Below are 23,869 nucleotides of genomic sequence, written 5' to 3'. Positions count from 1 at the left end.
GTTTTTTTGTGCTGTATCAATCCTGCTCGTCGATGGGCGGCAGCAGGTCGTGCTCCTGGCCGTCGGCCAGCAGCAGCACGGTGCCGCCCTGCGCCGCGTCTTCCTCGTCGCCATAGTCGTAGCCGAGCGGCGCCGCCACTTCCTTCGAGACAAAGATGGCCTCCTCTTCAGCTTCGGCCGCGGCAGCCGCGGGCGCATCGGGATCGGCCGCCGCTTCCGCTTCCGGCTGCGTCAGCAGCAGGGCCACTTCGGCCATGGCGCGGAACAGGGGCAGCGACAGCGAGGCGGCGCCCGCCTGCATCGGGTAATTGCCGTGCATGCGCTGTGCATGCAGCTGGCGATTCAGGCGGCAGCGCACCAGGCGCAGGCCCGCGCGCCGCACGGCGTCGGCGATCTCGGGCAGGGCCAGGCGCAGATGGCGCAGCGCGGCTTCCTCGTCGGCGGCCAGTTCCAGCAGCACGCCGTCGCCGGACGGCTCCATCTGGATCACCACCCGGCCGATCCCGATGATGATCAGCTCGACGCGCAGCGCCACCTTGCCGCGCCGCCTCGGCGTTGCCTCGTCGTCTACGTCGCTGGCCAGCACGCGCAGCAGCAGGCGCTGGCCGCCCCAGCCATACACGGCAAAGCGCCACGCTTCGCTGTCGACCGTCAGTGGCGGACGGGCGCCTTCGCGCAGCAGGGCCGGTTGCTGCTCGGCCATGAAGAGGTTGCCCGGCACGTGCTGGCCGCGCGCCTGTTCCTGCAGGGCCGCATATTGTTCGCCATAGGTCCTGACCATCACGCGCCACGAGGCGGCCAGCTGCGCCGCGTCGGGCGGCTGCCAGACGAGCTGGCGCGTGAAGAACAGCTGATTGACCTGCATGGCGCTGCTGTCGCGCGGCAAGGCGCCGCCCGTGCCGTCGGCATTGGGCTTGATGAGGGACGCCAGGCTGTCCTGGCCCTGCTTCTGCAGCTGGGCGGGCAGGGTGCCGGCGTCGGGTGCGGGCGCCATGTAGGGGCCGATCGGCACCAGCGGCTGCACCACGCCCGGCACCATCGGCGTCGCGGGGCTGACGTCGAAGCGCTGGGTAATCAGGGGCACCGGATTGCCCGATGAAATGCGGTCTATCGCCATGCCACTATGTCCAGATCTGGTTCCATCAAAAAGCCTGCCGTCATGGCTGCAACAGGGAGAGTATCATTTTGTGCATGCTCTGGCTTTGCTTGAGCATTGCCGTGCTCGCTTGCAGCAACATTTGCGCCGACGTCATGTTCGCGCTTTCGGCCGCGTAGTCGACATCCATGATGCGGCCGATGGCAGCCTTGGTGTTGGTGACCATGTTCGACAGGTTGGTGTGCACGTGGTCCAGGCGGTTGCCGGCGGCGCCCAGGGCCGAGCGCACGCCGCCCACATCGTCGATGGCTGCTTCCAGCAGGGCGATGCTGGCATTCGCGCTGCCCGTCAATTCGTTGCCGGTGGCGGGTGCGCCGAAGTTGGCGCTGGCCGCGCCGAGCGAGGCCAGCACGCCGGCCATCTTGCCCGAGATGTCGAACACCATCGTTTCGCTCTGGCTGGCGCCGATCTGGAAGGTCATCGACGACGCCAGCGTACCGCCGGCCAGCAGTTTGTTGCCGCCATAGCTGGTGTTTTTCATGACGTTGGCCAGTTCCAGGCCCAGGGCGTCGTATTCGGCCTGCATGGCGACCTTGTCCTTGGCGCCGGACGATGCATCGGCGGCCTGGGTGGCCAGGTCCTTCATGCGGATCAGCATGGTGTTCACTTCGTCGAACGCGCCTTCGGCCGTCTGCAGCATCGAGGTGCTGTTTTGCGTGTTGCGCATGGCGACGGCCATGCCGCTCGCCTGTGCCCGCAGCCGGGTCGCGATTTGCAGGCCGGCGGCGTCATCCATGGCCGAATTGATGCGAAAGCCGGTGGAGAGCCGCGTCATCGAGGTCGACAGCAGCGATTGCGCGCGTGCGGCGGCATTTTGTGCGGCCAGTGCTGCGATATTCGTATGGAGACTGAGCACTCGGCGATTCCTGTGGATGACGGCTGTTGGGTGGGCTTGCCCATCAAACAGGCGACCATGCGTGCCGCATCGTTAAAGATTGCCAGCAAATAGTTACTCTTGCGTGCAAAGGCGAGATACCGGGGACGAAAAAAAACCAGGCCAAGGCCTGGTTTTCAGCGACTGGCCGCGAACGGCCAGGCAGGGACATATTATTGCAGCAGGGACATGACCATCGAGGACATGCTGTTGCTTTGTTTCAACATTGCGGTGCCAGCTTGCAGCAGCATTTGCGACGACGTCATGTTCGAGCTTTCGGTAGCGAAGTCGACGTCCATGATGCGGCCGGTAGCGGCTTTGGTGTTGGTGGCGATGTTGGACAAGTTGGTGTTGACGTGGTCCAGACGGTTTGCAGCAGCACCCAGTGCCGAGCGAACGGTGCCGACGTCGCCGATTGCCGTTTCCAGCAGGGCGATGGTGGCGTTGGCGGAGCTGGTCAGCTCGGTGCCGGTCGCAGCCGAAGCGTAGTTGGCGGTAGCCGAACCCAGCGATGCCGTCAGGCTGGTCATTTTGGCCGAAACGTCAAATGCCATCGTTTCGGTTTGGCTTGCGCCGATCTGGAACGTCATCGACGAGGCCAGCGTGCCGCCTACCAGCAGCTTGTTGCCGCCGAAGGTGGTGTTTTTCATCACGTTCGACAGTTCCAGGCCCAGTGCATCGAATTCCGACTGCATGGCGGTCTTGTCTTTGGCGCCCGACGAAGCATCGGCTGCCTGGGTTGCCAGATCCTTCATGCGGATCAGCATGTTGGTGACTTCGTCAAACGCGCCTTCAGCCGTTTGCAGCATCGAGGTGCTGTTCTGGGTGTTCGACATTGCAACGGTCATGCCGCTGGTTTGTGCTTTCAGGCGGGTTGCGATTTGCAAGCCTGCTGCGTCATCCATTGCCGAGTTGATGCGGAAGCCGGTGCTCAGGCGCGTCATCGAGGTCGACAGTTGGTTTTGGGTGCGGGTGATCGAATTTTGTGCGGACAGTGCAGCGTTGTTAGTGTGAAGGCTCAGCATGGTGTAACTCCTGGTTTGGTGGGTTCAGTCCGGAGCAACGGTTCTTTGTGCTCTCCCAAGTACAAGACGACCATCCGCATAAGCTTATTAAATGCTTTGTGGAAATTTTTTAAAATTCTTTTTAAAAAAGTTTCACATCGGCCGGCGAGGCCGCCGCCAGCCCCCTAAGACTGGCTTGCCGCCGCGAGGCAGGCCCGGAAATGCGCGATCTTTGCCTCGTCGCTGGAAAGGATCTTGAAGCGCGCGCTGTCGGCCGCCTGCACGGCTATGCGCTTGCAGATGGCATGGTCTTCCTCGAATACCTGGCGATTCATCTGCGCGCTCGAGTCGAAAAAGCCCTGCAGCGTGGCGCTGGCGGCGGGCTTGGTTGCGGCCATGAGCAGGCGGCTGGAGAAATGCGTGCGCTGCGCTTGCGTTGACGGAAAGAAATGCTGCAGCGAATACGAATATGAAAACGTCGACGAGAGCATGGTAAACGGGAACAGGTACAGGCTCTGGTAGCCCTCGAACTGGCTGTCGAGCTGGAACAGGCGTTTGACGGAGCGCAGTTTCCTGGCCATGCCGGCGTTGCCCAGGCCCGCTTCCCATGTCGACGTCCAGTCCGTGAAACGGTTTTCGCCGTCGTCCAGTTGCAGTTGCGCCAGCGATTCCGGGTGCACGAACGGCACGTGCAGCGGCTCGAGCGCATTTTCCAGCGCGATACGCCAGTCGCACTCATAGTCATAGGCGTTGAAATCGCCCAGGCCGGCGACGTTGAAGGAAATGTTTTCCAAGGTGGCCTGGGTCTCGCCCAGCTGCGCTTCGAGCGGCATGCGCGGCTGTGGCGAGGCGAACAGGAAATCGGCGCACCAGTCCAGCTGCAGCACCTGCAGGCGGGCATTGTCCAGCTCGGCCGGCGCGTAGCGTTCGCGGCAGGGGATGTGCATGGCGCCGGCCCGGTAGGCCCAGCCATGGTAGGGGCAGGCCAGCGGCGCATTGCCGCGTTTTTCGGTGAAGAAGCGCGTGCCGCGGTGCGGACACAGATTGTCGAAGGCGATCAGCTCGCCCTGGTCGTTGTAGACGACCACTTCCTCGCCCAGCCAGTCGAGTTTCAGATAGTCGCCGCTGGCCGGCAATTCGCTGCGGTGGCACAGCAAGTGCCAGAACTGGTCGCGCAGCTGCCGCGTCTCGGAGATGGTGCTCATAATGTCTTTGCCGGTGGCGTGTAAACGGTGGCGCCGGCGGCCACGCGGCGCATGACGACGGCGCCGGCGCCGACCGTGGCGCCGGCGCCGACGCTCACGCGTGGCAGGATGGATGCGCCCGAGCCGACCATGACGGCCTGGCCCAGATGCACGCCGCCCGTGATGTCGACGTGCGAGCTGAGCGTGCAGCCCCGTTCCAGCACCGCGTCATGGCCGACGCTGGCGTAGCTGTTGATGGTGACATAGTCGCCCAGTTCGCTGCCCGCCGAGACGAGGGCGAACGGGCAGACGACGGCGCCCTGGCCGATGCGGGCCGTGCGCGCGACCACGGCGCTGGGATGGATCAGCGTATGGAAACGGGCGCCGCGCGCGGCCAGCGCCAGCGCCACTTCCAGCCGGGCTTTCGGTGCGCCGATGGCCAGCATCAGCGCCTCGCCGGCCGCCGGCCGGTAGTCGTTGATGCTGCCCAGCACGGGGTACGGGTAGTCGGCGTCGAGCATGGGCGCGGGCGGCAGCGTGTCGTCGAGCAAGCCGCCGATGCGGGCCGTGGCCGGGTCGAGGCTGTCTTCCAGCCAGCACAGCAATTCTCGGGCGAAGCGTCCGGCGCCGACGATGAGGATGGTTTGCATGAATACTCCTAACGGGCCAGGTAGCCGCCGTCGACGGCCCAGGTGGCGCCGCTGACCCAGCGCGCCGCCGGCGACAGCAAAAAGGCCGCCGTCTGCGCGATGTCGCTGCTGCGGCCGAAGCCGAGCGGATGGCGCTCCGCGTAGGCGCGCATGGCCTCGTCAGGCAAGCCACGGCTCAGGCGCGCGTGCATTTCCGTTTCGACGGCGCCGGCGGCAATGCTGTTGACGCGCATGCCGCGCGGCGCCAGTTCCACGGCCAGGGCGCGCACCAGGCCGTCAATGGCGGCCTTGGCCGCCGAATACACGCTCATGCCGGACTGGCCGCTCTGGCCCGCCACGGATGACATGAAGAGCAGGGCCGCGCCATCGCTGAGCACGCCGCGCAGGGCGGCGCCGCGCGCCAGCGCCAGCGCCGTCTTGACGCTGGAGGCGAAGACGTCGTCAAACTGTTGCGCCTTGGACAATTTGACCGGGCGCAATAACTCGATGCCGGCCGCATGGAAGATGCCGTTCAAGGGCGCCTCAAGCGTGGCTTGCCTGAGGAAGTCGACGATGTGGTCGCCGCCGTCGAGTTCGAGCACTTCGGCCCGGTGGCCGCTGCCGTCGAGGGCCTGCAGGGTTTGCTCCAGGCGAGCCGGGTCGCGTCCGCTGATCAGCAGTTGCGCGCCGCAGCGCGCCAGCAGCAGGGCCGTGTCGCGGCCGATGCCGGACGAGGCGCCGGTGACGAGGATGCGCTGGCCGGCCAGCATGTCGGGTTGAAAGATCATGGTTCAGACTTCGATAAGGCGGTTGACGGTCAGCGATTGCAGGCCCAGCACGGCCGCCGACCAGGAATAGCCGACGCCAAAGCCGAACATGGCGATGGTCTGGCCCTGTGCCGCCGCTCCCAGGCTGTCGGCGATCAGCAGGGGGATGGAGGCGCTGGACGTGTTGCCATAGCGGTCCATGTTGATCGGTGCGCGCCCGGCTGGCAATTTGGCTTTTTTGATAATGTGCTTGAGCATGAAGGTATTTGCCTGGTGAAACAGGAAGGCATCGATTTCGTCGCTCGTGCGGTTTGCCAGGCGCAGCAGGTCCGCCACCAGCGGCGGAATGCTCTTCAGCGTGAAATTGAAGATTTCGCCGCCGTCCATGTACAGCTTGGCGGGATCGCGCTGCGCCAGGCGCGCATCGTCGCCGGCGTAGGGGCGGCAGGCGCTGGCAGCCATCATCAGGTGCCGTTCGCCGCCGCCGTCGCTGCCGACGATGAAATGGGTGGGCGCCGCCGCCGCATCGAATTCCAGCGCCGTGGCCGTGCCGGCGTCGCCAAACAGCAGCGCGGTGGCGCGGTCGGTCTCATCGACGGTCTTGCTGATGGTGTCGCCCACTAGCAGCAGGATGCGGCACATGGCCTGGCCGTCGAGCATCTTCGCCGCCAGCCACAGGCCATACGCGTAGGCCGAGCAGCCGAGGTTGATGTCGAAGGCGGCGCAAGCCTTGTGCAGGCCCAGGCGTCCATGCAGGGCGCAGGCGGTAGCCGGCAGCACGTAATCGGGGGTTTGCGAGATGAAGATCAGGGCGTCGATGCTGTCGCGCTCCCAGCCCAGGTCGTCGAGCAGGGTTTGTGCCGCCGCCTGGCACAGGTCGGCCGTCGTCTGGCCATCGGCGGCGCGGCGGCGCGACTGCACGCCGATCATCTTGCTCACGTCGGCCACCGCCTCGGCGCCGAAGCGCTCGGCCAGGTCGGCATTGTGGACTTGCGTGCGCGGCAGCGCGCACACCACGCCGCGCATGGCCAGATGGGCGGTGCTGAAGGGCAGTCCCGATTCCAGGCGCTGGCTGGACATGGTCAGACCTTGACGGCGATCAATGCCAGCACGTCGGCCAGGGTCTCGCAATTGGCCAGGGCCTGGCCTTCGAGCATCTGATCGAACAGCTCATCGGCCAGGGCGATGGTGGAAATGATGGCCAGCGAATCCCAGGCGTAATCGCCCAGTTTCAGGGACGGCACGACTTTGTCGGCGTCGATTTCCAGGATGTCGGCCATGCCGTTGAAAAATTCTTGCATTGTGTTTCCTTTCAGAGAAGTTCAGTACGCAGATGCGCGGGCGCCTACAGGCGCGCCAGCGTGCCGGCCCAGGAATAGCCGACGCCAAAGCCCAGCAGCAGGGCCGTGTCGCCCGGCACGATGCGTCCCGAGGCGCGCGCGCGGGCAATGGCGATGGGAATGGTCGAGGAGACGGTATTGCCGACAGTATCGATTTCAATCACAAATTTGTCTTCCGGAATGCGTATTTTGCGGCGCAAGGCGTCAAGCATGAATTTGTTTGCCTGATGGAAGATCACATGATCGATGTCATCGAGGGTCTTGCCGGCCGTGTCCAGCAGCTCCTGCATTGTACGCGGCACGGCGCCCAAGGTGAACTGGACGATCTGCGCGCCATCCATGAACAGGTCGTCCTGGCTGCGCCAGTTGCCGGACGCGTCTTCGACGGGCATGGCGGTGGCCGCGCTGCGGGCCGTGCGCATGCCGCCGGCCGGCACGATCAGGTTGTTCGCGCCGCTGCCATCCGTGCCCAGGACGAAAGGCCCCAGCGCCAGTTCGGGCGCGCCGCCGGCGATCACGCTGGCGGCGGCGCCGTCGCCGAACAGCGTGCGTACGCTGCGGTCGCGCGCGTTGATGTACTTGGAATAGGTGTCTGCCGTCAGCAGCAGCACTTTCTTGCGGATGCCGCTCTCGATCAGGCCCTTGGCCATGGCCAGCGCGTAGACGTAGCCGGAACAGCCGAGGTTGATGTCGAGCGCGCCGCAGGAGGTCGGCAAGCCAAGCCGCTGCTGCAGCACGCAGGCGCTGCTGGGCAGCAGGTAGTCGGGCGCCTGCGTGCACAGGATCAGGAAATCGATGTCGCCGCGCGCGACGTCATGCGTGGCGAACAGCTTTTCCGCAGCATGGAAGGCCAGGTCGCTGGCCGTTTCATGTTCCGCGGCGATATGCCGTTGCGCAATGCCCGTCTTGTCGAGGATTTTTTGCGCCGGCCAGTCGATGAACTCCTGTTCCAGCGCGGCATTCGTCAGGATCGCCTGCGGCAGGTGGTAGGCGATCGCGGTAAGGTGGGCGTAGTGGGGCATGCGGTGGCCGTTCGGTCTGGGTCAATAGGGAAGGGCGGGGCGCTCAGGCCGCCCCGGCGATCAGGGCGGTGATCGCGTCCACGCTCGACAGCTCGAGGGCCGGGTAGATCGGCAGGCAGATCACCTGGGATGCGGCCTGGCGCGCGACCGGCAGATTGGCATGCGCGGCGGACGGCATGCCGCGGTACATGGGGAAATCGCTGATGAGCGGGTAGAAATAGCGCCGCGCGTAGATTTCGTGATCGCGCAGCCGCTGGAACAGCGCGTCGCGCGCCAGCGGATAGCCGGGCCCGACGAGGATGGGAAAGTAGGCGTGATTGGCCGCTTCGGCGTCGGCCGCTTCCAGGCAGGTGATGCCCGCGACGCCGGCCAGACGCTCGCGGTAGTGGGCGTCGATGCTGCGCCGCTGTTGCCGCGCCTGGTCGATGCCCTTCAGCTGCAGCAGGCCGAAGGCGGCATTGATTTCGCTCATCTTGCCATTGATGCCGGCGGCGACGACGGTGACTTCGTCGACAAAGCCGAAATTTTTCAGATGGTCGATGCGCTGCTTGGTCTTGGCGTCCGGGCAGACGATGGCGCCGCCTTCGAAGGTGTTGAAGATCTTCGTCGCATGAAAGCTGATCACGGACAGGTCGCCGTAATTGAGGACGCTGGTGCCCCCGTGGCGCACGCCGAACGCATGCGCGGCGTCATAGATGACCTTCAGATCGTAATTGTCGGCAATCTTCTGGATGGCGTCGACATCGCAGGGCTGGCCATAGCAGTGCACGGGCATGATGGCCGTGGTCTGCGCCGTGATGGCCGCCTCGATGCGCGCCGGGTCGAGGTTCAGCGTGCGCGCATCGATGTCGGCGAAGACGGGCTTGATGTCATTCCACAGCAGCGAATGGGCCGTGGCAACGAAGGAATACGGCGTCGTGATGACTTCGCCCTTCACGCGCAAGGCTTGCAAGGCCGTCATCAATGCCAGCGTTCCATTGGTAAACAGGCAGATATGCCGCACGCCCAGGTAGTCGCACAGCGCTTTTTCCAGCTGCTGGTGGAAGGGGCCGCCATTGGTGAGGATCTTGTTTTCCCAGATGCTTTCCAGGTATGGCAGGAAATCCTGCAGGTCCGGCAGCAGCGGCTGGGTGACGTAGATGGGTTTGGCGTCGCTCATGCCGCTATCTCCCCGGGCAACTGACTGTCGAGCGGCGCGTCGAAGCTGACTGGCGGCAAGTCTTCGCACCAGCGCTGCCAGGCCAGGCGCAGGCTGTTGGCCAGGCCTTCCGCAATCAACTTCGGCTGGCCCAGCGCCGTTTGCGCCAGGCGGTGCCGGGTGCTGAAGCGGTAGGCGCCCAGCAGCATGGGGTTGGCCGCCATGTACAGGGCCTTGCTGACAAATTCCTCGTCATCGCGGGCGATGAATTCCTCCAGCTGCACGTGGCGCAGAATCGAGGTGCCGGCGCGGCTCGGTACTGTCGGTCCGGCAACGGTGAGGGTGGGCACGCCCATCCACAAGCCGTGGAAGGTGGTGGTGCCGCCACCGTAAGGCGCCGTATCGAGGCACATGTCGACGCGGTGATGCATGGCCAGGAAGTTGGCCATGTTGGCGCGCGGTTCGAAGATCAGGCGGTCGGCGCTGATGCCTTCTTCGGCGAACCACGCCGTCAGCCCGGGGTGGGGACCGGGCGCCGGCATGGCGGCCAGCAGCATCCTGGCGTCCGGGATGGCGCGCAAGACCCTGGCCCAGCGCGCGATGGTTTGGCGGTTGAGCTTGTTAGGGCGGTTGAAGCTGCCGAAAGTCAGGTATTTGTTCTTCAGCACGGGCGCCGGCAGGATGCCGTCCGCATTTTCGGATGGCAGGAATGGGGCGATGGTCGGCAGGAAGATCAGTTTTTCCGTGAAATGGCTGGCGAATGTCTCCGGCGGCGAGAAATGACGGTCGCTCAGGTAGTAATCCATGGCCTGCAGGCCCGTGGTCAGCGGATAGCCGATCCAGCTCATCTGTATGGGCGCCGGCTTGCGGGCAAAGGCCAGCAGGCAATTCTTGGCCGTATGCCCGGACAGGTCGATCAGGATGTCGATGCCGTCGGCGCGGATGCGCTCGGCCAGCTTTTCCTGGCTCAGGTGGGTCACTGGCAGCCAGTTGGGCAGCAGTTGCGCGATACGCATGGTGACATTGTCGACGCGGCTATTGTTATAGTACGCATACAGCGAAAACTGCGGCATCGCCACCAGTTCCTCGAGCAGGGGCGTAATGAAATGCGCCACGGCATGGTTGCAGAAGTCGCCCGAGACCAGGCCGATCTTCAACTGGCGCTGCGGGTCGCGCTCGTTCGCGTGCGGCTGCCACGCGGCGCGCAGCGGCGTTTCGTAGCGCTCGCCGAAGCCGAAATGCTCGGCCACCATGGCGGCAGGGTCGTCGGCATGCATGTGCGACAGGCCGAACAGCATGTTGCTGTAGACCTCATCGTACTGCGGATACCTGGCCAGAGCCGTGCGGCATGCCTGGACGGCGTCGTCGGTACGGCCCATCTCGCTGTAGGTCGCGCAGGTATTCAAGTGGGAACCGATGAAGTCGTCCTGGATTTCCAGCGAGCGCGCATAGCTGGCCAGCGCTTCGTCGTAGCGCTTCAGCGAGCGCAGGCAATTGCCCATCGTAAAGTGAACGCGGCTGGAGTCGGGCGCGATGTCGCGTGCGCGCTGCAGATACTCGAGCGCCTGTTCCGACTGGCCGCTATCCTCGAACGCCACGCTCAGGTTGCAATGGATCAGCGATGAGCGCGGGTCCAGTTCCAGCGCGTGCTGGTAGATGCGGATCGCCTGGGGATAATCGCCGGCGTCCTGCACGGCGATGGCCAGGTCATTGTGCAGGTTGGCGACATCGGGCGCCAGGGCGAGCGCTTGCCGGTAAGCGACTTGCGCTTCCTCAAAGCGGCGCATTTGCTTGAGGCAATGTCCGAGGCAGGTGTGCGCCTGCAGCTTGTCTGGCGCCAGCTGTACCGCACGCTGGTGCAGGGCCAGCGCTTCGTCGAGTTCGCCGACCGATTGCAGGCCCAGGCCCAGCTGGGTGTGCGCGTCGGCGCTGTCCGGCTGGAGCTCCAGGGCCCGGCGATAGCTGGCGATCGCCGCATCGAATTCGCCCAGACTCACCAGCACGCCGCCCAGGTTGGAGTGGGCCTGGGAATAGTCGGGCTGCACTGCCAGCGCCTGACGATAGGCATCGGCGGCGTCGTCGAGCCGCTGCTGCGACTGCAGGCTGTTGCCCAGGCCATTCCACAGGTCCGCATGGCGCGGCGCCAGCGACAAGGCCGTGCGGTAGCTCGCTTCCGACTGCGCGTACTGCTCCAGATTCTGTAGCGCTGCGCCGAGGTTGCTGTGCGCCATCACCAGCCGGGGCTCGAGCGCCAGCGCGCGGCGATAGCTGTCGGCCGCTTCCTCATTGCGCTCCAGCGCCTGCAGGGCATTGCCCAGGTTGCAGAGCACTTCGGCGTCGCCGGGCATGCTTGCCAGGGCGGCATTGTAGGCGCCCACGGCACCGTCGAGGTCGCCACGCGCCTTGCGCGTATTGCCCAGGTTAAAGTGTGCCATGCCATAGTCGGGCCGCAGGGCAATGGCCTGCAGATAGGCGTCTTCCGCTTCCGCCAGGGCGCCGAGCGCCAGCAGGGCGCCGCCCAGGTTGCTGTGCGCTTCGGCGAATGCCGGATTGAACTGCAACGCCTGCTGGTAGGACTGGACCGCTTGCGCATGTTCCCCGCGTGCCTGCCACGCATTGGCCAGATTGCAATGGGCTTCGGCGTCATACGGGGTGAGCTGGACAGTGGTTTGCAGCGCGTCGAGGGCATCCTTGCCCTGCGCCTGCAGGACAGTGCCGAGTACGCTCCAGGCAAAATCGGAGGTGGGGTAGCGCGCAATCAGCGCCCGGGTGGCCGTTTCCATTTCCACATACCGTGCCGCCTGGTACAGCTCCACCACGTGCTGGCATTCGTCGGCCGTGGGCGCGGCAGCAATCGCCGCGGCGATACGTGCGCGCAAGGTTTGCGCCTGGTCGTTATCGAGGCCGCGGCCGATGGCCGTATCGATGATGTCGAGCGCCTCGTCCCGTTCGCCCGCCTTGAGCAAGCCGTCGGCAAGCGATAGCCAGAACTGGCCTTCATCGGGATTGACCGACAGCGCCTTGCGCAGATACGGCAGTCCTGCCCGGAACTGGCCTACCTGGCCGGCCAGCAAACCCATATTGTGGTTGGCGATGGCATGGTAGGGCTGGGCTTGCAGGATGGCGACATACAGGTCTTCCGCCTCTTCCAGGTGGCCAGCCTGATGCGCCTTCAGCGCCAGCGCCAGTTGGGTGTCGAGTTGCGTTTCCAGGGTGGCGTCAGCGTTCATGAGAGGGAAGAAAAGTGTACCAGCGGCAATTGTAACTGCTGGGAGTGGCGAATAGAAAATTTCCCCAAGGAATTTTGCCCTAGTGCATCATTGAACAAATTTTGGTGTTCCTGGCAGGCCACAGCGGCAAGAAAGATTGCAATAAAAGTAAAAGATTCCGGCATCGGCAAGTGGGGGATGCCGGAATCTTGCCTGGGCTGTGCTGTCTGACGCTGCAGTGACATCGCCAGATAAAAAAAGCGCGGCCACCCGAGGGTGCCGCGCTGTTGTCCAGCTACGCGTGATGACGCGATGATGCGATGACGCGATGACAATTACATATTCGGATAGTTCGGGCCGCCGCCGCCTTCCGGTGTCACCCACACGATGTTCTGCGTCGGGTCCTTGATGTCGCAGGTTTTGCAGTGCACGCAGTTTTGCGCATTGATCTGCAGGCGTTCGGCGCCGTCGTCGTTCTTCACGAATTCGTACACGCCGGCGGGACAGTAACGCGCTTCCGGACCCGCATACGTGGCCAGGTTGACATCGACGGGCACGCTGGCGTTCTTCAACGTCAGGTGGATGGGCTGGTCTTCCGCGTGGTTCGTGTTCGAGATGAACACGGACGACATCTTGTCGAAGGTCAGCTTGCCATCGGGTTTCGGATACACGATCGGTTTCGACTGGGCCGCCGGTTTCAGGCATTCGTGGTCGCCATGCGAGTGGTGCAGGGTCCACGGCGCCTTGCCGCGGAAGATCAGCTGGTCGATGCCCGTCATCAGGCTGCCCAGGTACAAACCTTTCGACAGCCATGGCTTGACGTTGCGCGCCACGTGCAGCTCTTCATGCAGCCAGGATTTCTCGAACGCGACAGGGTAGCTCGTCAGTTCGTCGTGCTGGCGCTGTTCGCCCAGCGCGCCGAAGGCCGCGTCCGCCGCCAGCATGCCGCTCTTGATGGCCGCGTGGCTGCCCTTGATGCGGCTCATGTTCAAAAAGCCCGCATCGCAGCCGATCAGCGCGCCGCCGGCAAACACCAGCTTCGGCAGCGATTGCAGGCCGCCGGCCGCAATCGCCCGCGCGCCGTACGAGATGCGCTTGCCGCCTTCGAAGAACTTGCGGATTTCCGGATGCGTTTTATAGCGCTGGAATTCCTCGTACGGCGACAGGTAGGGGTTTTCGTAGTTCAGGCCTACCACGTAGCCGACCATCACCTGGTTGTTTTCCAGGTGGTACAGGAAGGAACCGCCATAGGTTTTCGTGTCCAGCGGCCAGCCGCTCGAGTGGATCACCAGGCCCGGCTTGTGCTGGGCCGGGTCAATTTCCCACAATTCCTTGATGCCGATGCCGTACGATTGCGGGTCCTTGCCGGCGTTCAAGTCATACTTGGCCATCAATTGCTTGCCCAGGTGGCCGCGCGCGCCTTCGGCGAACAGGGTGTATTTGGCGTGCAATTCCATGCCCAGCTGGAAGTCGGGACCCGGCTCGCCGTCGCGCTTGACGCCCATGTTGCCGGTCGCCACGCCTTTCACGGAGCCGTCGTCGTTGTAGAGGATTTCCGCGGCAGGGAAGCCGGGGAAGATTTCCACGCCCAGGTTTTCCGCCTGCTGGCCCATCCAGCGCACCACATTGCCCAAGGAGACGATGTAGTTGCCGTGGTTTTCAAAGCAGGCCGGCACGGCGAAGCCTGGCGTCTTGTACGCTTTCGTTTCGGTCAGGAACAGGATGCGGTCTTCCGTCACTTCGGTGTTCAGGGGCGCGCCCAGTTCTTTCCAGTTCGGAATCAATTCCGTCAGCGCTTTCGGGTCCATGATGGCGCCCGACAGGATATGCGCGCCCAGTTCGCCGCCTTTTTCCAGCACGCAGACGGACACTTCCTGGCTCTTATCAGCGGCCAGCTGCTTCAGGCGGATCGCCGCGGCCAAGCCTGCGGGGCCACCGCCGACGATCACCACGTCATACTCCATGGTTTCGCGCGGTCCGTACTGTTCAACTAAGTTATTAGGCTGTGTCATGGTCTCGATTTATAGTCACTCAATTAGGTAGCAAGGATAGGGAATAAAGCATCATCGGGGAAATTTAAGCACGAGTGTGCTTGTTTTTGACGAGGATTGCAACTTTGGCGCCATTTTGCGTGACATTGCCCCTCGCCGCAATCTAAATCCGGCCATTTTGTGTAATGATGGCGTTTACTTTTGCTCGAGTGCGCGGCGGGGGAATTTGCCCGATTGCCATGGGCATGGCGTAAAGTGTTGTTTAAAATAAAACAGGAGTAGCTCGTGGGCATAGAAGTCAATTTCGAGGGCAAGATTGCCCTGATTACCGGCGCATCGAGTGGCCTCGGCGCGCGCTTTGCGAAAGTGCTGGCCCAGGCGGGCGCGCAGGTCGTGCTGGCGTCGCGCCGCACCGAACGCCTGAAGGAATTGCGCGCCGAGATCGAAGCGGACGGCGGTGCCGCGCACGTGGTGTCGCTCGACGTGACCGACTTTGCCAGCATCAAGTCGGCCATCGCCCATGCGGAAACGGAAGCGGGTCCCATCGATATCCTCGTCAACAATTCAGGTGTCTCCACCACGCAACGTCTGGTCGACGTCACGCCCGAAGATTACTCGTTCGTGATGGACACCAATCTGCGCGGTTCGTTCTTCGTGGCCCAGCAGACGGCCAAACGCATGATCGCGCGCGCCAAGGGCGACCCGAAGAAACAGCACCGCATCATCAATATCGCCTCGATGGCCGGCTTGCAGGTGTTGCCGCAGATCGGCGTGTACTGCATGAGCAAGGCGGGCATGGTGCACATGACGCGCGCCATGGCTGTCGAATGGGGTAAATATGGCATCAACACCAACGCCATCTGCCCCGGCTACATTTCCACCGAGATCAATGAAGATTATTTCGCTACCGAGCAGGGCAAGAAACTGATCGAAATGCTGCCGAATAAACGGCCGGGCAAGCCGGAGGACCTCGACGGCCTGCTGCTGTTGCTGGCGGGTGAGGATTCGCACTTCATCAATGGCGCGATTATCTCCGCCGATGGCGGCATGGCCAGCATGTAAGCGGCAGAGGGAAGGTATTGTTGCCACAGGGAAAATTAGCGGCTATGATGTTTTTGCTTGCGGCATAGCGTCCGGGCATAACCACTATACGAGAATTTTTACGATGGCAACTCCTTCGAAGTTTGACAATGACACGTTTCAGCTGGCACGCGATCACTTGAACGCTTTTGTGGCAAGAACGGCCGCCAAGCTTGCCGGTGAGACGGGCAAGCTGCTGGAAGTGGGGCCGCAGGACCGCTCCACCGTGCGCGAAAACTTCAGCAATTTCAGCGTCGACACCTTTGACATCGTCGACACTTACAGCCCCACCTTGGTAGGCGACATCACCAAGGTCAATTCGGCGATCGCCGACAGTGCCTATGACTGCGTCGTCTGCCTGGAAGTGATCGAACATACGCTCAACCCCTTCGACACCGTCAAGGAAATCCGCCGCATCCTCAAGCATGAAGGCTATCTGCTCATTTCCGCCCCCTTGAACTGGCGCATCCATGGTCCGATTCCGGACTGCTGGCGTATTACCGAGCATGGCTGGAGCGCCTTGCTGCGCGATTTCGACATCATTGAAATTGATATTCTGGAAACGCCTGACCGCGAGCTGTTTCCTATCAAATATAACGTGCTGGCGAAGTGCAATAAGTTCAAAAACACGCAAGACAATGAACTGACGTTCCGCTTTATCTAGGAGTGGCGATGACACTGGCTGTAGTCAATGAGCAGACCCAAGACGTCTTGCAGCGCATCAGCGGGGAGCAGTTCCTGCCGGAGGTTTTCCGGGAGACAGGCGTTTTTGTCGTGCGTAATGCGATTGCACCGGATCTGCTGGCGCAATGGCAGCATGAGTGGGATAGGTTTTATGATGCCAAGCTTCGCTCCGGCCGCAATGTCAGCCAGGCCAATCCCGTTTCGCTGACCGAGGAATTGCCGCAGAAGCTGCTGGAAATGTACCGCGCGCCGGTGTATGCCGCAACGCTGTCGCGCATATTCGGTCCCGACGTGGCGCTGTACAATCACCGCTTCGTCATCAAGGATGCATTCAGTCCGAACAAGGTATTCCTGCACCAGGATAGCTGTTACCACCTGGGTAACTTGAACAAATGCAGCATTTTTACCGCATTGAGCCGTGTGGACGAGGATAACGGTGCGATGAGTTTTTATGTCGGCTCGCATAAACTCGGTTATCTCGGCGATGCCGGCGAAATCAACCCTGACAGTTTCAACATCCAGTTCGTCAAAGTCACGCCTATCCTCAATCCCGGCGATTTCGTGGTCATGCACAGTTCGACGTGGCATGAGTCGGGACCGAATGTGTCGGGTGTCCATCGCATTCTGGCCGATACGATTTTCCAGCCTGCGGACGACCCGACAGGCAAGGAATTGATCGCGGGCGAATGGAAGACCGATATTTTCTATTCGCCGCTCAATTGCATCCAGTATTTCGCCAACTCCAGGGTACTGAAAATCATCAAGTATGAGCAGGCAATGCGGGAGCAGGCCAGTTCGCCGTAAATTCCGCCGCTAGCGCTGCAGCTGCAGTCCCACCAGCTTGTGCACCAGCTCCGACGACGTCGAGGCGGCGAACTTGCGCATCAGCTTGGCGCGGTGCATTTCCACCGTGCGGGGGCTGAGGTCGATCTGGCGGGCGATGACCTTGCTGGTCTTGCCTTCCACCAGCAGGGCGGCGATTTCGCGCTCGCGCGGGGTCAGTTCCGCCGTTACGGGGCGTTTCTCGCTGACATCTTCGAACGTCCAGATGCCCGCTCCCAGCGGTTGGTTCGGCAGCATGGCGTGGCCCGTCACGTGACACCAGAACAATTCTCCATTACTGCGGCGCATGATGCGCTCGTCCGAATAGCGGCCCCTGGCGTTCATGATGGGGATGATGCGGTCACCGGTGCGCAGGAATTCGTCGTGCGTGGGGTAAAGTACTTCGAAGGACTGGTCGTCGAGCTGGGCGCGCGCATAGCCGAACATGGCCGCCAGCGCTTCGTTGCAGCTGCGCATGATGCGGTTTTCCGACATGCACATGCCCACGGGCGCGTGCAGGAAGATGCTTTCATAATCGATGGCTGACGCGGCGTTCATCTGATGCGTATCACTCTCACAGGGGGATTGCCGGCACGGCGCCGGTAGTTCTACGGTATTGTACTTTCCACTCGCGTATTTTATGCTGAGACGCTGCCTGAGTCATGGACTCAAGACCAAAGCTTAACAAAAGATAGAGGGACACCCATGAATAAAGTTTATCCTGACGCCGCCTCGGCGTTGGCCGGTATCGTCCAAGATGGCCAGACCATCGCCGTCGGCGGCTTCGGCCTGTGCGGCATTCCCGAAGCCCTGATCGGCGCCTTGCGCGATTCGGGCGTGACGGGCCTGACCGCCATTTCCAACAACGCGGGCGTGGACGGCTTCGGCCTGGGCCAGTTGCTGACCACGCGCCAGATCAAGAAAATGATCGCCTCCTACGTGGGTGAAAACAAGGAATTCGCGCGCCAGTACCTGGCCGGCGAACTGGAGCTGGAATTCACGCCGCAAGGCACCCTGGCCGAGAAACTGCGCGCCGGCGGCGCCGGCATCCCCGCCTTCTTCACCAAGACGGGCGTGGGCACCATCGTTGCCGACGGCAAGGAACTGCGCGAATTCGACGGCGAACAATACGTGATGGAACGCAGCCTCGTGGCCGACGTGGCCCTGGTCAAAGCCTACATGGCCGACCGCGCCGGCAACCTGATCTACCGCAAGACGGCGCGCAACTTCAACCCGAACGTGGCCATGGCGGGCAAGATCACCATTGTCGAAGTGGAAAAACTGGTCGAAGTGGGCGAGATCGACCCGGACCAGGTCCACACGCCGAGCATCTTCGTGCACCGCATCGTGGTCAACGCGAACCCGGAAAAACGCATCGAGCAGCGCACCGTGCGCGCCGACTAAATACAAGATTGGGAGATGATCATGGCTTGGACAAGAGATGAAATGGCCGCGCGCGCGGCAAAAGAATTGCAGGATGGCTTTTATGTGAATCTGGGCATCGGCTTGCCGACCCTGGTGGCCAACTATGTGCCGGACAATATCGAAGTGTTTTTGCAGTCGGAAAACGGCTTGCTGGGCATCGGCCCGTTTCCCACCGAAGATGAGGTTGATGCCGACCTGATCAACGCTGGCAAGCAGACGGTGACGGCCTTGCCCGGCGCCGCTTACTTCAGCTCGGCCGATTCGTTCGGCATGATTCGCGGCGGCAAGATCAACCTGGCTATCCTGGGCGCCATGCAAGTGTCGGAAAAGGGCGACCTGGCGAACTGGATGATTCCAGGCAAAATGGTCAAGGGCATGGGCGGCGCGATGGACCTCGTCGCCGGCGTCAAGCGCGTCGTCGTGCTGATGGAGCACGTGGCCACGGCCAAGGATGGCACGACGTCGCACAAGCTGCTGAAACAATGCGACCTGCCGCTGACGGGCGTGGGCGTGGTCGACGTCATCATCAGCGACCTGGGCGTCATCGACGTGACGGAAAACGGCTTGAAGCTGGTGGAACTGGCGCCGGGCGTGACCAAGGAGCAAGTGCAGGCGGCCACGGGCGCGGAACTGGACGTTTCCGCCGTATAAACGGATCGTTGCATGCATAAAAAAAGCGGACAGCGATGTCCGCTTTTTTTTCGCCGCGCACGCACTACGTCTGCGCCATGTCTAAGGCTGTCCCTGGAGTGTGCCTATGCTGGAACGGTGCAGGGCAGACGAAGTCACGACAAGGAGCAGTCATGAAGGCAAACTGGTACGCATCGCCACTACTGAGGCGCATGGCAGGGAGTGTGTTGGCAGCGGGCTTGGCGGCGTTGCTGTCCGCCTGTGCTGCCGCTGGCGGCGAGCACGTCAACCCGGTGGTGACGGAGAAAGTATTCACGGGTGATCCCGCCCTGGCAAAAAACATCTTTGTCTTTCTGGATGGGACGCGCAATGACAGCGCCTCCGGGACCAATGTGCGCCGGGTCTTTGATGCGGTGCTCCATGCCGACGAGGCGCAGACCAGCGCCATCTATATCGAAGGCGTGGGCAGCGTCGAAAGTCCCGTGCTGGGCGCCAGTCTCGGCCTTGGCATGGAGCCGCGTATCCTGCGCGGCTATGACTTCGTCGCGCAGGCGTTTCGCCCCGGTGACAAGCTCTACATTTTGGGCTTCAGCCGTGGCGCCCACCAGGCCCGTGCACTGGCTGGCCTGATCGCCTATGCGGGCGTGCCGGCCAGGTCGGAAGACGAAATCGAACAACGGCTTCGGCGCGATAACGCCATCCTCGAAGTGGTCAAGCGCAAGAACGATGAAGCCTATGTGGATGCGTGGAAGGCGTGGCGGCCGGGACAGGAGCCGATCGCCGGTAAAGAACTGCGCGAACGTTTCAAGGTTGCCGTGGTGCCGGTGGAAATCCAATTTCTCGGCCTGTGGGATACCGTGCCCGGTTCCCTGTTCAAGGACTTCGGTGTGTGCAAGGAAATGAGCGACGGCAGGGACGGCGACCGCTACAAGTCCGATTCCTATCCGCCGATCCGCCGCATCCTGCACGCCGTGTCGCGCGATGAAAAGCGCAGCCGCTTCCATCCCATCTTGTTGTGTCCGCCCATTAATGCGGACTACACGAGCGTCAGCGAACTCTGGTTTCCCGGATCGCATGCCGATATCGGTGGTGGTTACGCCGATTCACGGTCGTTGTCCGACCTGTCGCTGGCGTGGATGATGACGGGCCTGGCGCAAGATTATGCGCTCCCGCCGTTGCAGCTGGCTGGCGATCCGCTGGGCCTGGCGCATTGGTCGATCGGCGACCGGCCGGCCAATTTGTTCAGCCATTGCGAGGACAGGGTATTGCCCGACGGCGCCATGCAGGCCCCGGCCCTGCAAGTGAGGACCGTTGCCGGCAGCGCGCCGTTGCGCATGCAGGGTGTGATCGAGCAACGGCCCTATCCTTTGGAGTGCTCGCGCTAGCCCGGTCGTTTATGCGGCGCCAGCCTTGCCGCGCAAGCCGTCCAGGCTGTAGGCGCCAGCGCCAGCAACTGCGAAGTACAGGAAGGTGAAGCAGTACATCACGGCCATTTCGCCGCCGTTCAGGATCGGTAAAAAGCCGGCAGGCGCATGCGCGATGAAATAGGCGGCCGCCATCTGGCCCGACAGGATGAAGGCGACGGGGCGCGTGAACAGGCCGACCAGCAGCAAGCTGCCGCCTACCAGCTCGATGACGCCGGCCGCGCCCATCAGGGAAAACAGTTGCAAGCCGTCGAACATGGCCACGTGCGGCGCACCGAACAGTTTTGCCGTGCCATGTTGCAGGAAAAGGAAGCCGAGGATGATGCGCAGCAAGCCCAGCAAGCGTGGGGACCAGGTGGCGTAGAGGGCGGGCGAGAGGGACATGGCGTACTCCATTCAAAGGTGGATGGTTCGGTGTCTGGCTTGCATTAACGTAATGTCATTATGCGGGAGCCTGGCGGCGAACAATAGACAGCACTGTAATGGTTTTTCATTCATTGATCATCCGATGAAATATTGATGCATGATTTACCATATGTTGATGATGCAATAAAAAACCCCTCTCGCATGCAAAAAGCCCCGCAGATCGCTCTGCGGGGCTTTTCAATGGAGAGTACAGCTTGCTTGGCGGGTTTACTTGACGATATTGACGGTCGGTGCAACGTAGGCGTCCTCGGCCGGGTGGGTGGGATGGGCCAGCTCGCTGTGCAGCTTGTCCATGTCCAGTTCCTTTTCCCATTTCGACACGACGATGGTGGCCACGCCGTTACCGACAAAGTTGGTCAGCGCGCGGCATTCGCTCATGAAGCGGTCTATGCCCAGGATCAGCGCCATGCCGGCCACGGGAATCGTCGGCACCACGGCCAGGGTGGCGGCCAGGGTGATGAAGCCGGCGCCCGTGATGCCGGACGCGCCTTTCGACGTCAGCATCGCCACGCCCAGGATGGTGAGCTCTTGCCAGATCGTCAGTTCCGTGTTGGTTGCCTGTGCAACAAACAGGGCGGCCATGGTCATGTAGATATTGGTGCCGTCCAGGTTGAACGAGTAGCCGGTCGGCACGACCAGGCCGACGACTGGCTTGGAGCAGCCCAGGCGCTCGAGTTTCTTCATCAGGGCCGGCAGCGCCGATTCCGACGAGCTGGTACCGAGCACGATCAGCAATTCTTCCTTGATGTACAACAAGAAGCGGCCGATGGAGAAGCCCGTGTACTTGGCGATCAGGCCCAGCACGACGAAGACGAACAGGAAGCAGGTCAGGTAGAACGAACCCATCAGTTTAGCCAGCGGGATCAGCGACGCCAGGCCGTATTTGCCGATGGTAAAGGCCATCGCGCCGAACGCGCCGATCGGTGCGACTTTCATGATGATGTTGACCATGCCGAAGATGGCATGCGACAGCTCGTCGATCAGCTTGGTGACGGGACGGCCACGCTCGCCCAGCAGGGACAGCGAGAAACCGAACAGGATGGCGATCAACAGCACTTGCAGGATGTCGCCCTTGGCGAAGGCATCGACGAAGGTCTTCGGGATGATATTCATCAGGAAGTCAACGGTGCTCATGCCTTCGGCGTGCGTGTATTGCGCGATCGACTTGGCATCGAGGTGGGCCGGATCGGCATTGAAGCCGGCGCCCGGTTTCAGGATGTTAGCAACCAGCAAGCCGATGGCGAGCGCGAAGGTGGAGACCACTTCGAAGTACAGCAGCGCCTTGCCGCCCACGCGGCCGATTTTCTTGACGTCCTGCATGCCGGCGATGCCGGAGACCACGGTACAGAAGATCACGGGGGCGATGATCATCTTGATCAGTTTGATAAAGCCGTCGCCCAGCGGTTTCATGTCGACGGCGTTCGATGGGTAGAACACCCCCAGCAGCACGCCAGCCACGATGGCGAACAGCACCTGCACGTACAGGATTTTATAGAATGGTTTTTTCACGAGTGGTCTCCTCTTGCGGGTTGATGCTGCGAATCATCCGCCCATTGGCAGGCGTGCTCAATTGTGGATAACCGCAGATATGCAGTTTCGCTATATCGGGTATTGCGCCATGGCGAATGTGCCAGTGCTATGCTGCGGCGCAGCATTTCAGCCGCGCGCTTGGAGCATTGCCCGCGCTGCGCTACACTGCCGTAGCGTCGCGCGCGGGACATCCCTTGGCAGGCAGAAAGCGGTGCTCTTTTTATATCGAATAAGGAAATCGAATGATCGAAGCGAGCATCAAATCCGTCCAGTGCATCTCCCCCGCAGGCCTGCACACCATGTCGTACAAGGAGTGGGGCGCGCCCGACAATCCGAACGTGCTCGTCTGCGCCCATGGCGTGACGCGCGTGGCGGACGACTTCGACAACCTGGCGCGCGCCATGGCCAGCGATTACCGCGTGATCTGCCCCGACGTGGTGGGACGCGGGCGCTCGGGCTGGCTGGCCAATCCCCAGTTCTACCGCGTGCCCCAGTATGTGAGCGACATGGTGACCCTGCTGGCGCGCGTGCTGGCCAATGGCGAGCGCCAGACGGTGGACTGGTTCGGCACCTCGATGGGCGGCTTGATCGGCCTGGGCCTGGCCTCGTTGCCGCACAGCCCGATCAGCAAGCTGGTATTGAACGATATCGGCCCGACCCTGGCGCCGGAAGCCTTGCAGCGCATCGGCGACTACATCGGCCAGGACTTGCGTTTCGATACCTTCGAGCAGGGCGCCAAATTTGTGCGCGACGTGTCCGCCAGCTTTGGCCCGCACACGGATGCGGAATGGCATAAACTGGCAGTCGATGTGTTGCGGCAGGACAAGGATGGCCATTGGCGCCGTCACTATGATATGGGACTGGCCATGCCGTTCCGCTCGGCCACGCCGGAATCGGCGGCCAGCGACGAAGCCATGCTGTGGGCCGCGTACGATGCCGTGCGCTGCCCCACCTTGCTGGTGCGCGGGTCGGAATCCGATCTGCTGTCGCACGAGACGGCTCAGATCATGCTGGGCCGCGGCCCGAAAGCGGAACTGGTGGAAATCGCCGGCGTGGGCCATGCGCCCACTTTCGTCCACGACGACCAGATCGCCATCGCGCGCAAGTTTTTGCTGGGCAAGTAAGAAGGCAACAAGCAATACCGCTGTACAGATTTTGAAACAACCGAAAGAAGAAGCATGGAAATTACACGACTGCACGTAGGCAAACGCCTTTCTGAAGTAGCGATACACAACAACACCATCTACCTGGCGGGACAGATCGCGGAAGACACCACGCAAGGCATCGTTGGCCAGACGCGTGAAGTGCTCGGCCACGTCGACCGTTTGCTGATGGAAGCGGGCAGCGACAAGACGTGCATCCTGTCGTGCCAGATCTACATCGCCGACATGAAGGATTTCGACGGCATGAATGAAGTGTGGGACGACTGGGTCGCTTCCGGCCACACGCCGCCGCGCGCCACCGTGGAAGCGAAACTGGCCAATCCGGCTTGCTTGGTAGAAATCGTCATCATCGCTGCAGAGCGCTAAGTTAT

The 23,869-nt window shown here is 62.3% G+C and carries 23 protein-coding genes; 8 read left to right on the top strand and 15 right to left on the bottom strand.

Features of this window, described 5'->3' with window-relative positions:
* Positions 1 to 16: 16 nt before the first annotated feature.
* The 12 genes from AC1RBA_RS26920 to AC1RBA_RS26865 form a co-directional block, all read right to left on the bottom strand.
* Positions 17 to 1,117, bottom strand: a complete 1,101-nt coding sequence (locus AC1RBA_RS26920; protein ID WP_492420453.1) for a hypothetical protein — start codon at positions 1,115 to 1,117, stop codon at positions 17 to 19.
* Between the two features lie 40 nt (positions 1,118 to 1,157).
* Positions 1,158 to 2,012 (bottom strand): flagellin N-terminal helical domain-containing protein, encoded by an 855-nt coding sequence (locus tag AC1RBA_RS26915; RefSeq protein ID WP_070220043.1) that lies wholly within the window; start codon positions 2,010 to 2,012, stop codon positions 1,158 to 1,160.
* A gap of 191 nt (positions 2,013 to 2,203) precedes the next feature.
* Complete coding sequence (locus AC1RBA_RS26910; RefSeq protein ID WP_070220045.1) at positions 2,204 to 3,055, bottom strand: flagellin N-terminal helical domain-containing protein; 852 nt, start codon at positions 3,053 to 3,055, stop codon at positions 2,204 to 2,206.
* A gap of 164 nt (positions 3,056 to 3,219) precedes the next feature.
* On the bottom strand, positions 3,220 to 4,239 hold the full coding sequence (locus AC1RBA_RS26905) for an aromatic ring-hydroxylating oxygenase subunit alpha (protein ID WP_070289081.1): 1,020 nt from the start codon (positions 4,237 to 4,239) through the stop codon (positions 3,220 to 3,222).
* Positions 4,236 to 4,868 (bottom strand): NeuD/PglB/VioB family sugar acetyltransferase, encoded by a 633-nt coding sequence (locus tag AC1RBA_RS26900; protein WP_492420450.1) that lies wholly within the window; start codon positions 4,866 to 4,868, stop codon positions 4,236 to 4,238. The genes AC1RBA_RS26905 and AC1RBA_RS26900 overlap by 4 nt, the downstream gene beginning before the upstream one ends.
* A gap of 8 nt (positions 4,869 to 4,876) precedes the next feature.
* Positions 4,877 to 5,632: an SDR family NAD(P)-dependent oxidoreductase gene (locus AC1RBA_RS26895; RefSeq protein WP_430886696.1), complete on the bottom strand. Its 756-nt coding sequence runs from the start codon at positions 5,630 to 5,632 to the stop codon at positions 4,877 to 4,879.
* A 6-nt stretch (positions 5,633 to 5,638) separates the two neighbouring features.
* Positions 5,639 to 6,694, bottom strand: coding sequence for a ketoacyl-ACP synthase III (locus tag AC1RBA_RS26890; protein ID WP_121669195.1), 1,056 nt, complete (start codon positions 6,692 to 6,694; stop codon positions 5,639 to 5,641).
* Between the two features lie 2 nt (positions 6,695 to 6,696).
* Positions 6,697 to 6,915, bottom strand: a complete 219-nt coding sequence (locus tag AC1RBA_RS26885) for a phosphopantetheine-binding protein (RefSeq protein WP_070221569.1) — start codon at positions 6,913 to 6,915, stop codon at positions 6,697 to 6,699.
* 44 nt (positions 6,916 to 6,959) lie between these two features.
* Positions 6,960 to 7,976, bottom strand: coding sequence for a ketoacyl-ACP synthase III (locus tag AC1RBA_RS26880; RefSeq protein ID WP_121669197.1), 1,017 nt, complete (start codon positions 7,974 to 7,976; stop codon positions 6,960 to 6,962).
* A 43-nt stretch (positions 7,977 to 8,019) separates the two neighbouring features.
* Positions 8,020 to 9,135 carry a DegT/DnrJ/EryC1/StrS family aminotransferase gene (locus AC1RBA_RS26875; RefSeq protein ID WP_070310082.1) on the bottom strand — a complete coding sequence of 372 codons (1,116 nt, stop codon included), beginning with the start codon at positions 9,133 to 9,135 and terminating at the stop codon, positions 8,020 to 8,022.
* Entirely contained in the window at positions 9,132 to 12,344 is a 3,213-nt protein-coding gene (locus AC1RBA_RS26870) for a tetratricopeptide repeat protein (RefSeq protein ID WP_409026551.1), read from the bottom strand. Before AC1RBA_RS26870 ends, AC1RBA_RS26875 begins: the two co-directional genes overlap by 4 nt.
* A gap of 314 nt (positions 12,345 to 12,658) precedes the next feature.
* Complete coding sequence (locus AC1RBA_RS26865) at positions 12,659 to 14,335, bottom strand: electron transfer flavoprotein-ubiquinone oxidoreductase (RefSeq protein WP_175445164.1); 1,677 nt, start codon at positions 14,333 to 14,335, stop codon at positions 12,659 to 12,661.
* Positions 14,336 to 14,599: 264 nt separating this feature from the next.
* On the opposite strand from AC1RBA_RS26865, the gene AC1RBA_RS26860 reads away from it, so the two are divergent.
* From AC1RBA_RS26860 to AC1RBA_RS26850, 3 genes are all read left to right on the top strand, one after another.
* The gene (locus tag AC1RBA_RS26860) at positions 14,600 to 15,376 is read left to right on the top strand and encodes an SDR family oxidoreductase (RefSeq protein ID WP_070221564.1); all 777 of its coding nucleotides are present in this window, start codon (positions 14,600 to 14,602) and stop codon (positions 15,374 to 15,376) included.
* A 103-nt stretch (positions 15,377 to 15,479) separates the two neighbouring features.
* Entirely contained in the window at positions 15,480 to 16,058 is a 579-nt protein-coding gene (locus AC1RBA_RS26855) for a class I SAM-dependent methyltransferase (protein WP_070221563.1), read from the top strand.
* Between the two features lie 8 nt (positions 16,059 to 16,066).
* Positions 16,067 to 16,882: a phytanoyl-CoA dioxygenase family protein gene (locus tag AC1RBA_RS26850; RefSeq protein WP_492420447.1), complete on the top strand. Its 816-nt coding sequence runs from the start codon at positions 16,067 to 16,069 to the stop codon at positions 16,880 to 16,882.
* 9 nt (positions 16,883 to 16,891) lie between these two features.
* Here the strand turns inward: AC1RBA_RS26850 and AC1RBA_RS26845 are convergent, their stop codons facing one another.
* Positions 16,892 to 17,458: a LuxR C-terminal-related transcriptional regulator gene (locus AC1RBA_RS26845; protein WP_070221561.1), complete on the bottom strand. Its 567-nt coding sequence runs from the start codon at positions 17,456 to 17,458 to the stop codon at positions 16,892 to 16,894.
* Positions 17,459 to 17,605: 147 nt separating this feature from the next.
* Here AC1RBA_RS26845 and AC1RBA_RS26840 point away from each other — a divergent pair, with 147 nt between their 5' ends.
* From AC1RBA_RS26840 to AC1RBA_RS26830, 3 genes are all read left to right on the top strand, one after another.
* Positions 17,606 to 18,304, top strand: a complete 699-nt coding sequence (locus AC1RBA_RS26840; protein WP_070289089.1) for a CoA transferase subunit A — start codon at positions 17,606 to 17,608, stop codon at positions 18,302 to 18,304.
* Between the two features lie 21 nt (positions 18,305 to 18,325).
* Positions 18,326 to 18,976, top strand: a complete 651-nt coding sequence (locus AC1RBA_RS26835; RefSeq protein WP_070221586.1) for a CoA transferase subunit B — start codon at positions 18,326 to 18,328, stop codon at positions 18,974 to 18,976.
* Between the two features lie 152 nt (positions 18,977 to 19,128).
* On the top strand, positions 19,129 to 20,340 hold the full coding sequence (locus AC1RBA_RS26830; protein ID WP_492420445.1) for a phospholipase effector Tle1 domain-containing protein: 1,212 nt from the start codon (positions 19,129 to 19,131) through the stop codon (positions 20,338 to 20,340).
* Positions 20,341 to 20,349: 9 nt separating this feature from the next.
* Here the strand turns inward: AC1RBA_RS26830 and AC1RBA_RS26825 are convergent, their stop codons facing one another.
* Together AC1RBA_RS26825 and AC1RBA_RS26820 are read right to left on the bottom strand one after the other, a co-directional pair.
* Positions 20,350 to 20,763 carry a DoxX family protein gene (locus tag AC1RBA_RS26825; RefSeq protein ID WP_070221585.1) on the bottom strand — a complete coding sequence of 138 codons (414 nt, stop codon included), beginning with the start codon at positions 20,761 to 20,763 and terminating at the stop codon, positions 20,350 to 20,352.
* A gap of 249 nt (positions 20,764 to 21,012) precedes the next feature.
* Positions 21,013 to 22,314: a dicarboxylate/amino acid:cation symporter gene (locus AC1RBA_RS26820; protein WP_409026548.1), complete on the bottom strand. Its 1,302-nt coding sequence runs from the start codon at positions 22,312 to 22,314 to the stop codon at positions 21,013 to 21,015.
* 263 nt (positions 22,315 to 22,577) lie between these two features.
* Here AC1RBA_RS26820 and AC1RBA_RS26815 point away from each other — a divergent pair, with 263 nt between their 5' ends.
* Together AC1RBA_RS26815 and AC1RBA_RS26810 are read left to right on the top strand one after the other, a co-directional pair.
* Positions 22,578 to 23,459, top strand: a complete 882-nt coding sequence (locus AC1RBA_RS26815) for an alpha/beta fold hydrolase (RefSeq protein WP_070221558.1) — start codon at positions 22,578 to 22,580, stop codon at positions 23,457 to 23,459.
* 54 nt (positions 23,460 to 23,513) lie between these two features.
* A complete protein-coding gene (locus AC1RBA_RS26810; RefSeq protein WP_070221557.1) occupies positions 23,514 to 23,864 on the top strand; it encodes a RidA family protein in 351 nt (116 codons plus the stop codon).
* Positions 23,865 to 23,869 lie beyond the last annotated feature (5 nt).

The sequence above is a fragment of the Janthinobacterium sp. GW823-FHT03B06 genome, assembly GCF_058796955.1.
The sequence above is the reverse complement of the archived record's forward strand: the minus strand, read 5'-3'. Positions and strand labels throughout refer to the sequence as shown.